We start from the raw sequence: 12,488 nt of genomic DNA on the forward strand, positions 1-12,488 counted from the left end.
CGTCCTGCTGTCCTGGTACGCCGGTGAAGGCGAACACGAGCAGGGCGGGGGAGAGGGCGACCATCGCGAGCAGTGTGTAGTCCGGGATCAGCAGGGCCAGTACTACGGCTAGGACTACTGCTGTTCGCTCTAGTGCTCGGCTCTTGGTGCGGGTCATTGTTAGAGCTACTGCTGCTCCCAGGAAGCCGACTACGGCAATCACTGGCGCCACGATGTGCGCTGGAGTGCCTTCAAGCAGCGAGGCGGTCGAGTGGTCGTCATCTACTTTGGCGAACGGGTAGTGCGCGCCACCGGTCGCCCAGTAGACACCCAGTACGCCGTACGCAAGCGACCAGGTCGCTGCTGCGTAGGTGGACCAGACCGGCCACTTGTTGAGTAATCGGGCGGTTACCCGGAGCGTTGCTGTGAGCATGAATTCAGGGTGACCCGGCAACTCGTAGTACCGGCTCCCTCCACTGAGCGACCACGGTCCCTCGCCTGGGGGAACGTCTTCCCACCCGATCCCTCCGCCCCACCCGCTTCCTGCCCTTCACCCTCGCTTTTCTTGCCTTCGCTCCCCCTCGCTTCCTTCCCCTCGTTTGCTTCCCCTCGGCCGCAGATCTCCCCTCGTTTTCCTTCCTTCGCATCGCCTTCTTGCCTGCGCACGAAGGTGTAACACCGTGTTAACCCCGCGGGCTGGCGTGTCGGGCTGCGGCTGTTGCCGGACCGACCTACTCTCGGTGGTGACGGTCGGAGGGGAAGCCGGCTGTCCGGGAGGCCCGATCAGATGAGACGTGACTGCTCGCCGGTAGCCCCATGAGGGGCCGAACGGAGTGCCCGAGACCCAAGGTCTCATTCTCGCTGATTTCCGCCTACGCGCAGGCTGCGTGGGGGAGGGAGTCTGCACCAGATTCCCGGGCCCGGACCCGGTCCAACACCTAACCACTGGTGGACCGGGCGTGGTGCACGCTGCGGTCCGAGAGGACGTGCGACATGGCAGCCACCCGAGCCAAGGCGTCAAACCCCTCATCCACGCCGGACCAGCGCACGTTCGTGCTGGACACCTCCGTGCTCCTGTCGGACCCGCATGCGATGACGCGGTTCGACGAGCACGAGGTGGTCATTCCGGTGGTCGTCGTCACCGAACTGGAGGCAAAACGGCATCATCCTGAGCTCGGCTACTTCGCTCGCACCGCATTGCGCCTGATGGACGAGCTCCGGATCAAGCACGGACGGCTGGACGCGCCCCTGCCAGTGGGGGAGAAGGGTGGAACGATCCGGGTCGAGCTCAACCACACCGACCCGAACGGGTTGCCGGCCGGTTTCCGGCTCGGCGACAACGACAGCCGCATCCTGGCGGTCGCCTGCAACTTCAAGGCCGAGGGCCGCGACGTCACGCTGGTCTCCAAGGATCTGCCGATGCGGGTCAAGGCGTCGGCCTGCGGGCTGGTCGCGGAGGAGTACCGCGCGGAGCTCGCGCTGGAGTCCTCGGGCTGGACCGGGATGGCCGAGCTGGAGGTGCCGACCAGTGACGTCGACTCGCTCTACGAGGACGGCGTACTGGACATCCCCGAGGGCCGGGACTTCCCGACCCACACGGGACTGGTGCTGCTGTCGGAACGCGGCAGCGCGCTCGGCCGGGTGATGCCGGACAAGCGGATCCGGCTCGTTCGCGGCGACCGGGAGGCCTTCGGCATCCGCGGCCGGTCCGCCGAGCAGCGGGTCGCGCTCGACCTGCTGCTGGATCCCGACGTCGGGATCATCTCGCTCGGCGGCCGGGCTGGTACCGGGAAGTCGGCGCTCGCGCTGTGCGCGGGTCTGGAAGCGGTGATGGAGCGCCGGCAGCACAAGAAGGTCGTCGTCTTCCGGCCGCTGTTCGCGGTCGGCGGCCAGGAGCTCGGGTACCTGCCGGGTTCGGAGTCGGAGAAGATGGCGCCCTGGGCGCAGGCCGTGCACGACACGCTGGGTGCACTGACCAGCGGTGACGTGATCGACGAGGTGATGGACCGCGGCATGCTCGAAGTACTGCCGCTGACCCACATCCGCGGCCGCTCGCTGCACGACGCGTTCGTGATCGTGGACGAGGCCCAGTCGCTCGAGCGCAACGTACTGCTGACCGTGCTCTCCCGGATCGGGGCGAACTCGCGGGTGGTGCTCACCCACGACGTCGCCCAGCGCGACAACCTGCGGGTCGGCCGGCACGACGGTGTGGTCGCGGTGGTGGAGAAGCTGAAGGGCCACCCGTTGTTCGCGCACGTGACGCTGACCCGCTCCGAGCGGTCGCCGATCGCGGCGCTGGTGACCGAGATGCTGGAGGATGTGCAGCTTTAGAAAGTTAGTTTCCGTTAAGGAGAAGTAAGACTTTCGCGGTACCCGGTGCGGCCACAGGCCATGTGGCCGCACCGTTCATTGTGACGTGGTTGTGATCACGGTGTGTTTAGGCCAGAGTATGTTCCTGTTGCAGCCGACGGGGGTCGGGTATTCGGAAGGACAGATGAAAGCGAAGCGCTCCGTCGCGATCCTCGCAGTGAGTGGGATCGTCGTCGTCTCGGTGGTCGCAGGACTCGATCTCTTCAGCCCCTCCGGGAGCGACGCCGCCTCGGACCCGGTCTCCGGGCGCGCCGAACTCGCCGTCCTGAACAGCGAGAAGGCCAAGGCCGCGAAGTCCCCGTCGGAGAAGCCGCAGACGGCCGAGGAGCAGGCCCTCGAGGTCAACCGGCTGCGCAACCAGATCGAGGCCGTCGAGGCCGAACGGAAGGCCGCGCAGGACCAGTCCGACCTCCGCCAGAAGGCCAAGAACGCGGCCCTCGCCCGCTACAAGCTGCTGCAGAAGACCGACAAGAACTCCCGCGAGGAACGCGCCAGCCGCGATGCCGAGCGGAAGAAGATCTCCGGTACGCCGAAGGAGATCGCGATGAACCTGCTCCCGGACCACGGCTGGAAGACGAGCCAGTTCAGCTGCCTGGAGAAGCTGTGGAACAAGGAGTCCCGCTGGAAGGTCAACGCGGACAACCCTTCGTCGACGGCGTACGGCATCCCGCAGGCCCTTCCCGGTAACCGGATGGCGGCCTACGGCTCCGACTGGCGGACCAACCCGGTCGTCCAGATCAAGTGGGGCCTCGACTACATCGAGAACACCTACGGCTCCCCCTGCAACGCCTGGTCCCACTCCCAAGCCAAGGGCTGGTACTAGCTCTCTATTGCTTACGTCCGAAGAAATGGACGGCACGTCCCTCCGGTTCTTCGGACGCAACCGGTTGCCATCCGCGGGCGAGCAGAGTGGTGCGGACTTGACCGAGGAATCTGTCCCGCTCGGTGCGCAGGCCGAGTACGGGGATTCTGAGGACAATCTTTCCGTCTGGCGCGCTCCAGGCGGGCCAGCCGCGCGACCTCGGCAGGTCTCCTCCTCTTGTTGCTCATCCACCCGACGATCGCGGTTTCTGCCCGCCCTCCGCCACTCCCTTCCCGCCCCCTGTGGACAACCTCTCCAACCAACCGGCTTACGTCCGAAGAAGTGGACCACACGTCCCTCCGCTTCTTCGGACGCAAGCGGATTGAGGCAGGATTGGGGGCGTGAGTGAGGTGGTGCGGGGGAGCAGCGAGCGGGGCGACGTGGTGCTGCGGCGGCGCGACGATGATGGTGCGCTGGAGTTGCGGGTCAACGGTGTGTTCGTGATGGACGACCGGGAGACGTCCAGCGAGGAGCTGCTCGCGTCCGTTGCGCTCGCCGGTGCGCCTTCGCGGTTGCTGGTCGGTGGGCTGGGGCTCGGGTACACCGTGCGGACGCTGCTGGCCGACTCCGGCGTACGGGAGGTCGTGGTCGCCGAGATCGAGCCGTTGCTGGTGGAGTGGATGCGGGACGGCGTGGTGCCGTCGGTGCTGGAGGATCCGCGGGTGTCTGTGGTCGTGGGCGATGTGCGTGAGGTTGTTGCTGCCTCGGGTGCGGGGACGCTGGACGGGATCTTGCTCGATGTGGACAACGGGCCGGACTTCTTGGTGTACGAGGGGAACGCGGCGATCTATGAGTCCTCGTTCCTTGCTGTGTGCAAGGACCGGCTGCGTGCGGACGGCGTACTGACTGTTTGGTCCTCGTCGGAGTCATCGGCGCTGCAGGACGCAGTACAGGCTGTCTTCGGGCACTGTGAGGTCACGCCCGTGCCTGTGCAGCTGCAGGGGCGTGCGGAGACGTACTACGTGTATCAGGCCAGCTCGTAGTCCAGGGTGAGTCGCGGGCCCTTGTCGTCGTGCTCGTAGAGGACCGTGCCGGTCAGGCCTGTGAGTCCGCCGGTGGCTGCCACGATCGTGCCGTGTGAAGCGTCCTGGTCGGCTGTGGCGCCGTGCAGCATCACGAACTCGCCTTCCTTGCCGCTGAGCGTGCCGGTGAACCGCTCGACTGCCGTGTACGCCGCTGGGCCGGCTTCGGTGCCGACCGTCAGGAGCTCTGCGGCGCTGGTGCCTTGCAGCTCACCACCGGTGAAGTTCTTGCCGACGGTCGCCCGGCCGAGGGTGATGTCGCCGGATTCGTCGTACGCCGACTGGTCCCACTTGGTGATCTCGAAGGACTGAGTGAACCTCATCTGCACTCCCTTGTGTCGTCATCCACAACCCCAGTACCCCTCCCGCCTTCTTTCCCTTCCCCGGAACCCGTCCCGCCTTCCTTGGCTTCCCCAGTGCCCCTCGCGCCTTCTTTCCCTTTCCCAGAACCCCTCTCGCCTTCCTTCGCCTTTTTCCTTGTGTCGTTGTCCACAGTCCTTCTATCAGTCGCGGGGGACAGGTGCGATCGACGTACTCTGCAGGTATGGGTGACAACGAGGAATTCAGGATCGAGCACGACACGATGGGCGAGGTGAAGGTGCCTCGGGACGCGTTGTGGCGGGCGCAGACCCAGCGTGCGGTGGAGAACTTCCCGATCTCCGGCCGGCCGCTGGCCCCGGCGCTCGTGCACGCGCTCGCCCAGATCAAGGCCTCGGCAGCGATCGTCAACGCGGAGCTGGGCGTGGTGACTACCGACCAGGCCGAGGCGATCGTCGCGGCGGCGGACCGGGTGGCGGTGGGCGAATTCGACGCCGAGTTCCCGATCGACGTGTTCCAGACCGGGTCGGGTACGTCGACCAACATGAACGTGAACGAGGTGCTGGCGACGCTGGCAACCCGTTCGTCGGGCACCGAGATCCACCCGAACGACCAGGTGAATGCGAGCCAGTCGAGCAACGACACCTTCCCGTCGGCGATCCACGTCGCGGCCACGGCCGGTGTCGTCCACGATCTGCTTCCGGCCCTGGAGCACCTGGCGGAATCCCTGTCACGTAAGGGATCTGAATTCGCCGAGGTGGTGAAGTCCGGCCGCACCCACCTGATGGACGCGACCCCGGTGACGCTCGGCCAGGAGTTCAACGGCTACGCCACCCAGGTACGCCGCGGCGCCGAGCGGGTGCGCGGGTCGCTGCCCCGGGTCTCCGAGCTGCCGTTGGGCGGGACCGCGGTCGGCACCGGGATCAACACGCCGCCTGGGTTCGCAGCGAAGGTGATCGCCGAGCTGAACCGGCGGACCGGACTCGAGCTGACCGAGGCGGTCGACCACTTCGAGGCGCAGGGTGCGCGGGACGGTCTGGTCGAGCTGTCGGGGCAGCTGAAGACGATCGCGGTCAGCCTGACGAAGATCTGCAACGACCTGCGCTGGATGGGATCCGGGCCGCGCGCCGGGCTCGGCGAAATCTCGCTGCCCGACCTGCAACCGGGGTCGAGCATCATGCCGGGCAAGGTGAATCCGGTGATCTGCGAGGCGACACTGATGGTCGCGGCGCAGGTGATCGGCAACGACACCGCGATCACGGTGGCCGGTGCCGGCGGCAACTTCGAGCTGAACGTGATGCTGCCGGTGATCGCGCGCAACCTGCTCGAGTCGATCCAGTTGCTAGCCAACGCGTCGCGCCTGCTGGCGGACCGGTGCGTGGACGGGATCACCGCCAACGTCGAACACGCCCGGGCGCTCGCGGAGTCGTCGCCGTCGATCGTGACCCCGCTGAACCGCTACATCGGGTACGAGAACGCGGCCGCGGTGGCGAAGAGCGCGCTGAAGCAGGGCAAGACGATCCGCGAGGTCGTGATCGAGAACGGCCATCTGGAGAAGGGCGATCTGACCGAAGAACAGCTCGATGCGGCCCTGGACGTGCTCTCGATGACCAGGCCCGGCGCGTGACGGCGGCCGAGGCGTCACAGGACGTCAAGTACTGGCAGCCGGGCACCACGATCGAATGGGTCTACGAGGGACGCGGCCGGCACAGTGAGCTGCCGAACGTCCGGCCGATGACGGTGGTCCAGGATGATGCTTTCGGGTTGGTCGCCTGGCTTGCGCCGGGGACGCCGCTGATCAAGCCGGTGCTGGTCGACGGGCGCGAGCTGCGGCATGCCGGACCGGTGGGGATGTTCGTCGACGATCGGGTGCTGAAGCTCGACGTCTGGCGGGGGACCGGGATCCTCAAGGTGTCGCCGACGGGGAAGCCCTGGTCGGTGTGGCATTTCTGGGCGGCTGACGAAACCTTCCTCGGCTGGTACGTGAACCTCGAAGCCGAACACCACCGCGATCCCGAGGCACGTCGCACTTCCTCGGTCGACCATGTGCTGGACCTCTGGATCAACCCGGACCGAACGATCGAATGGAAGGACGAGGACGAACTCGAGGGCGCCGTAACCGGCGGCCGCTTCACCGAGGACGAGGCCGCCCGGATCGTGGCCGACGCGCATGCCGCCGTACGGGAGATCGAAGCGTGGACGTCTCCGTTCGCCGACGGCTGGCAAACCTGGCGCCCCGACCCACACCTCCGCCTCCCCGAAGCCCCCACCGGCTTCACCGTCACCCACATCGCCGAAGAACTACTGGGCTAACCCCACGGTCAGCCCAGTAGCCCCCCGCCCTCCGCCGGTAGCTCGGCAAATCCAAAATTCCGCCACTCTGTGCATCGCTTGAGTACGGCCAGGGCCGGGGCGTGCTTAGATCGTGCTCAAAGATGCTGGGGAGGGCTCCCGGAAACGAGTCGGTTACGGGAGGTTCCTTCCGGCGGTAACGGACTTACCGTGGATTTATGAACACCATCGAACTGAACGACGAGGAGCTGCGCATCCTGCGCGCAGCCCTCCGCTCGTACCTGCAAGCCTTCGGCCACAACGAAGCCGACCAACTCCGAGCCGCCAAAGACCTGATGCGCAAACTCCCCGACCCGGCCACCGCCACCGCAACCGGCTGAGCCCTTAGCCACACCCTCACCAGCTTTGTCAGCTGCACCGGCAAGCAGGTCAGGGTGACGTCTTCGTCGCGCCCCTCCACCGCCCGAAGGCGAGCCTTCTCAGCCGCGCGAGCGAACAGTCAGGCAAGCCAGGCTCCGCGGTGTTCACCTCCGCCCGCCGGCTGCCTCGCCGCGTCCCTCCACCGTTGCCGAAGGCGGCTTATCAGCTGCGGGGGCGGACGGTGAGAGGGACTGGTTTGGCTGTGTTTCCTTCCATCGCCGCCGGAGGCGGGTTGTTAGGTGCGCGGGCGGACAGTCAGGGGAACCGGTTTTGCTGTGTTTCCTTCCATCGCCGCCGGAGGCGGGTTGTTAGGTGCGCGGGCGGACAGTCAGGGGGACTGGTTTGGCTGTGTCTGTGTAGAAGTCGTTGCCTTTGTCATCTACTACGACGAAGGCGGGGAAGTCCTCTACTTCGATCTTCCAGACGGCTTCCATGCCGAGTTCGGCGTACTCGATGACGTCGACGGACTTGATGCAGTCCTGGGCGAGGCGAGCAGCAGGCCCGCCGATCGACCCGAGGTAGAACCCGCCGTGCTCCTTGCACGCCTGCGTGACCTTTGCCGACCGGTTGCCCTTGGCAAGCATCACGAATGATCCACCGGCTGCCTGGAACTGATCGACGTACGCGTCCATCCGCCCCGCCGTCGTCGGACCGAACGACCCCGACGCATAACCCTCAGGCGTCTTGGCCGGCCCCGCGTAGTACACGGCATGATCCTTCAAGTACTGCGGCATCGGCTCGCCCGCGTCGAGCCGCTCCTTGATCTTCGCGTGCGCGATGTCCCGCGCCACCACCAGCGGCCCGTTCAGCGACAACCGTGTCTTCACCGGCAGCTTCGACAGCTCCGCGCGGATCTCGCTCATCGGCCGGTTGAGATCGATGCGCACCACGTCGGCGTCATCGGCGAGGTGCTCGTCGGTGGTGTCCGGCAGGAACCGCGCCGGGTCGCGCTCGAGCTGCTCGAGGAACACACCCTCGGCGGTGATCTTCGCCAGCGCCTGCCGGTCGGCCGAGCACGACACCGCGATCGCGACCGGGCAGGAAGCGCCGTGCCGCGGCAGCCGGATCACGCGAACGTCGTGGCAGAAGTATTTCCCGCCGAACTGCGCGCCGATCCCGAACTGCTGGGTGAGCTTGAAGACCTCCTCCTCGAGCTCCACGTCCCGGAACCCGTGCGCGGCCGGCGATCCGGTCGTAGGCAGCGCGTCGAGGTAGTGCGCCGACGCATACTTCGCCGTCTTGAGGGCGAACTCGGCCGACGTCCCGCCGACCACGATCGCGAGGTGGTACGGCGGGCAGGCCGACGTACCGAGGGAGCGGATCTTCTCGTCCAGGAACTTCATCATCCCGGCCGGGTTGAGCACCGCCTTGGTCTCCTGGAACAGGAACGACTTGTTGGCCGACCCGCCGCCCTTCGCCATGAAGAGCAGCTTGTACGCCGGGTTGTCGGTGCCCGGTGTCGAGTAGAGCTCGATCTGGGCCGGAAGGTTCGAGCCCGTGTTCTTCTCGTCCCACATCGTCAGCGGCGCCATCTGGGAGTAGCGCAGGTTCAGCTTGGTGTACGCGTCGTACACGCCGCGGCTGATCCACTCCTCGTCGACCGCGCCGGTCAGCACGCCCTCGGACTTCTTGCCCATCACGATCGCCGTACCGGTGTCCTGGCACATCGGCAGCACACCGCCGGCCGCGATGTTCGCGTTCTTCAGCAGGTCGAGGGCGACGAACCGGTCGTTCCCGGACGCCTCCGGGTCGTCGATGATCCGGCGGAGCTGGGCCAGGTGCGCCGAACGGAGGTAGTGCGAGATGTCGTGCATCGCCTCGGCGGTCAGCATCTGCAGCACCGCGGGGTCGACCTGCAGGAAGCTGCGCCCGCCGGCGGTGAACGTGCTCACCCCTTCGGTGGTGAGGAGCCGGTACTCCGTGTCGTCGGCTCCGAGCGGGAGCAGGTCGGAGTATTGGAAATCGGCAGACACCGGGCATACCTCCAGGCGAGTGGTCTGAGCCCCACCAGCGTAAGTCTGTCGGTCCTCACGTCGTAGGTAAGGGTTACCTAGCTTCGCTTCAAGAGTCAGGGTCGGTCTAGGGGACTTCTCGGGGGTTCATCTCATGCCGGGATGACCGTGCGCGCGCGTAGGGTTTTGCTGTGGCTCAGGACGACGAGGTTCCCCAGCAGCAGGATGCACCGCGGCCGCCGACCGGTGACGAGTTGGCGCTGCGCCGACGGGTCTCGGACCTGGAACGCGAGGACGTCGCCGAACGCCTCCGCGAAGCAGCCGGTGAAGGTCGGCTGAGCTACACCGAGCTCGAGGATCGCCTGGAGACGGTGTACGGCGCGAAGACGTACGGCGAGCTGATCCAGATCACCGCCGACCTCCCGAACGGCCTCGCCGTACCGAACGCGGCTGCGTCGACACTGACCCCGCAGTACGTGCCGGGTCCGGCGACCGCGCCGACGATGACCGTCTTCATGTCCGAGCAGAAGCGGCAAGGCCCTTGGACGCCGCCGCAACGCCAGGAGGTCAACGCCGTCCTCGGCGACGTCACCCTGGACTACACCGAGGCCCATCTCCCGTACGACGAGATCTACATCGAGGTGAAGTCGATCCTGGCCGACGTCAAGATCCGCGTCCCCCAGAACGCCATCGTCCACCTCGACAGCAACCCGGTCCTAGGCTCCGTCTCCGAAGAATCCGCCGGCTTCGGCGGCACCGTAGACCCCACCACCGGCCCCCCGAAGACCTTCCACATCCAAGGCACCGCCATCCTCGGCGAAATCAAAATCAAACGAGGCCCCCGCCTAACCAAACGCCTCCGCCTCACCTGACGTCTTGCTAAGAGCCTGGCTGGTATGGGCTGTCTGGGTTTGAGGTGTGGTGGGCGTGGAGGGTGCGGAGCCAGGAGGCTAGGGCGGGGAGGTTGGGTGTGTTGTCCTGGGGGATGGTGAGGGGGCGGGTGCGGGGGTTGGTGGGGCGGATCTGGATGGTTCGGGCGCCGGGGAGGCCGGTGGGGTCTTCGATGGTGGCGATGAGGGACCAGGGGAGGGTGCGGCCTCGGGTGATGCCTGCTTCGTCGACGGTGACTGCTGGGCGGTTGGTAATGAGTTGCCAGACAGTGAGACCGGTGCCGTAGACGAAGGCGGCTAGGGCCGTCAGGCGGAGTACGGCGAGAGTGCTGGACATGCCGTCGGCGCGGAGGTGGTCCAGGTTTGTCCAGGCCGACAGCACCATCAGGAGCCCGAATCCGGCCAGTCTGATCGCCAGTCGGCTGCGGCGTGGCAGGAACACCACGCTGCCCTTCGACTCCAGCTCGGCGGACCAGGCGTCCGCAGTACTCATCCCCACGTCGCCGTGTGTTCGGCTGCGGTCGGCGGGTCTGCACCGTGCCGGGTGCAAGTGATCGCAGCCGCCTTCACCGCGTAGTCGACAACATCGTGCAAGCTCTGCTCTGTAAGGCCTTTCAGCCGTACTGCGCCCAGCAGGTCGCGCGTCTGTAGCCCGGCGATCAACGCCGACATGAACGAGTCACCAGCACCAACAGTGTCGACCACGTCAATCGCCGGAGCGCCCACCTCGACACGTGCGGTCCGGCTGACACCGATCGCGCCCTCGCCGCCACGGGTGATCACCACGCAGGACGTCCGGTCCACACTCAGCAGCTCAGCCGCGATCTCGTCCGGAGACAACCCCGGCCGCAGGAACTCACAGTCCTCGTCACTGAGCTTCACCAGATCCGCGTCAGCAGCCAGAGCCCGTACTGCGGCCCAGGTCGTCACCGGATCGGGAGTGATCGTCGGCCGCGCGTTCGGGTCGAGGGTCACCGTCACCGGCTCCGAAGCGAGCGACGAGAGGAACCGGCGGATCGCGTCGGCACCCGGTTCGAGAACGGTCGCGATCGACCCGGTGTGCACCGCCGGGCAGCCACGGGACAGCGACAGGGCCGGCAGATCCCAGGTGATGTCGAACTCGTACGACGCGACGCCGGCCGCATCGAGTTTCGCCGTCGCCGTGCTGGTCCGGAAGCTCGGGTCCACCGAGCCCGGCGCGAGCTGGACCCCGTTGCCGAACAGGTGCGCGCCCAGCTGGTCGCCGTACGGGTCGGTGCCGAATCTTGTCACCAGCTGAGTGGGCAGGCCGAGCCGGGCCAGGCCGACGGCGACGTTGGCCGGCGAGCCACCCGGGGTCGCCTTGCTGCCGTTCTTCCCGCTGCGACCGTTGCCCGAAACGCTGCCAGAGCCCGAACCGCTGCCAGGGCCCGAGCCGCTGCCAGGGCCCGAGCCGCCGGAGTTGTTCGCCGGGCCGCCGCTGACGATGTCCACGAGAGCCTCGCCGATGACGAGGACGGGTGCCGTCATCGGATGACGAGGTTCCGGTCGCGGGCGTCGGCGGGCTGGGCGGGGGGCGTACTGGCGTCGCTCATGCCACGGATCGTAGCCAACGCCCGACCTCGTTGATCGGCCGAGTTCGGCCTCAGGAGACACTGGTGCCATGAGCCCGACGGATTCCGAGTCGACCCACGCGCAGCCCGGTACCGGGGAGAACGTTTCCCCGGAGCAGGCCGAGCGGGCCCGGGTCCGCGCCGAGGCAGCGGCCTTCCGGGAACAGAACAACGCGAACCGGGCGAAGGCGCGGACGCTGACCAACATGTTCTGGGCGATGCTGGCCTGCCTGATCGTGGTCGCCTTTCTGGCGATCGTGACCTGGCGGCCGAAGGCGGAGAAGGTCCGCGCGATCGAGTACACCGCGCAGTTGCAGGATGCGAAGAAGCTGGCGCCGTGGGTGCTCGGGCCGGCCCCGATGCCGACCGGCTGGACCGCGACCAGTGCCGAATTCAAGGCTCCGGAGCAAAGCCCGATGACCTGGCATCTGGGCATTGTCACCGACCAGAAGAAATACGTCGGGCTGGAACAGTCGAATGTTACCGGCAAGAACTTTCAGACCGACAAGCTCGGCAAGACCGCCGATGACGGTACGTCGACCGTGGCGGGCGTGGTCTGGCAGCGGAAGACCTTGCTGGACAGGCATGACGAACATGCGCTTGTTCTGATCGGTTCCGGAGCGACGACGATCGTCACCGGGAATGCCGGATATTCCGCGCTCGAAACGTTTGCCGCCACATTGCACTGATTGTTCCGAGTTATGCACGGTTGACATCACGGGCGCCGCGTTGTTCGATCAATGGATCGGATGCGACGAAGGAGCCCTCATGCTCACCCCCTGTTCTCGGCG

12 protein-coding genes are annotated in these 12,488 nt (G+C 66.7%); 8 read left to right on the forward strand and 4 right to left on the reverse strand.

Annotation, left to right across the window (positions count from 1 at the left end):
• Positions 1-972 precede the first annotated feature (972 nt).
• From ABZ004_RS29175 to ABZ004_RS29185, 3 genes are all read left to right on the forward strand, one after another.
• Positions 973-2,310, forward strand: a complete 1,338-nt coding sequence (locus ABZ004_RS29175) for a PhoH family protein (protein WP_355684273.1) — start codon at positions 973-975, stop codon at positions 2,308-2,310.
• A 163-nt stretch (positions 2,311-2,473) separates the two neighbouring features.
• The gene (locus tag ABZ004_RS29180) at positions 2,474-3,172 is read left to right on the forward strand and encodes a hypothetical protein (RefSeq protein WP_355684274.1); all 699 of its coding nucleotides are present in this window, start codon (positions 2,474-2,476) and stop codon (positions 3,170-3,172) included.
• Between the two features lie 380 nt (positions 3,173-3,552).
• A complete protein-coding gene (locus ABZ004_RS29185) occupies positions 3,553-4,194 on the forward strand; it encodes a hypothetical protein (protein ID WP_355684275.1) in 642 nt (213 codons plus the stop codon).
• On the opposite strand, the gene ABZ004_RS29190 is transcribed toward ABZ004_RS29185, so the two are convergent.
• Complete coding sequence (locus tag ABZ004_RS29190) at positions 4,179-4,556, reverse strand: DUF3224 domain-containing protein (protein ID WP_355684276.1); 378 nt, start codon at positions 4,554-4,556, stop codon at positions 4,179-4,181. The genes ABZ004_RS29185 and ABZ004_RS29190 overlap by 16 nt on opposite strands.
• A 221-nt stretch (positions 4,557-4,777) precedes the next feature.
• Here ABZ004_RS29190 and ABZ004_RS29195 point away from each other — a divergent pair, with 221 nt between their 5' ends.
• The 3 genes from ABZ004_RS29195 to ABZ004_RS29205 all read left to right on the forward strand — a co-directional run bounded on the left by ABZ004_RS29195 (position 4,778) and on the right by ABZ004_RS29205 (position 7,223).
• A complete protein-coding gene (locus ABZ004_RS29195) occupies positions 4,778-6,178 on the forward strand; it encodes a class II fumarate hydratase (protein WP_355684277.1) in 1,401 nt (466 codons plus the stop codon).
• Positions 6,175-6,864, forward strand: a complete 690-nt coding sequence (locus tag ABZ004_RS29200; protein WP_355684278.1) for a DUF402 domain-containing protein — start codon at positions 6,175-6,177, stop codon at positions 6,862-6,864. Before ABZ004_RS29195 ends, ABZ004_RS29200 begins: the two co-directional genes overlap by 4 nt.
• Positions 6,865-7,061: 197 nt before the next feature.
• The gene (locus tag ABZ004_RS29205) at positions 7,062-7,223 is read left to right on the forward strand and encodes a hypothetical protein (RefSeq protein ID WP_157979776.1); all 162 of its coding nucleotides are present in this window, start codon (positions 7,062-7,064) and stop codon (positions 7,221-7,223) included.
• A 348-nt stretch (positions 7,224-7,571) separates the two neighbouring features.
• On the opposite strand, the gene ABZ004_RS29210 is transcribed toward ABZ004_RS29205, so the two are convergent.
• Positions 7,572-9,236, reverse strand: a complete 1,665-nt coding sequence (locus ABZ004_RS29210) for a fumarate hydratase (protein WP_355684279.1) — start codon at positions 9,234-9,236, stop codon at positions 7,572-7,574.
• A 170-nt stretch (positions 9,237-9,406) separates the two neighbouring features.
• On the opposite strand from ABZ004_RS29210, the gene ABZ004_RS29215 reads away from it, so the two are divergent.
• Entirely contained in the window at positions 9,407-10,087 is a 681-nt protein-coding gene (locus ABZ004_RS29215; RefSeq protein WP_355684280.1) for a DUF1707 domain-containing protein, read from the forward strand.
• Between the two features lie 7 nt (positions 10,088-10,094).
• Here the strand turns inward: ABZ004_RS29215 and ABZ004_RS29220 are convergent, their stop codons facing one another.
• Complete coding sequence (locus tag ABZ004_RS29220; protein ID WP_355684281.1) at positions 10,095-10,598, reverse strand: hypothetical protein; 504 nt, start codon at positions 10,596-10,598, stop codon at positions 10,095-10,097.
• The gene (locus ABZ004_RS29225; protein ID WP_355684282.1) at positions 10,595-11,614 is read right to left on the reverse strand and encodes a carbohydrate kinase; all 1,020 of its coding nucleotides are present in this window, start codon (positions 11,612-11,614) and stop codon (positions 10,595-10,597) included. Before ABZ004_RS29225 ends, ABZ004_RS29220 begins: the two co-directional genes overlap by 4 nt.
• 133 nt (positions 11,615-11,747) lie before the next feature.
• Here ABZ004_RS29225 and ABZ004_RS29230 point away from each other — a divergent pair, with 133 nt between their 5' ends.
• A complete protein-coding gene (locus tag ABZ004_RS29230) occupies positions 11,748-12,386 on the forward strand; it encodes a DUF4245 domain-containing protein (protein ID WP_355684283.1) in 639 nt (212 codons plus the stop codon).
• The last annotated feature ends 102 nt before the right edge of the window (positions 12,387-12,488 follow it).

The organism is Kribbella sp. NPDC006257 (assembly GCF_040613535.1).
Lineage (GTDB): Bacteria > Actinomycetota > Actinomycetes > Propionibacteriales > Kribbellaceae > Kribbella.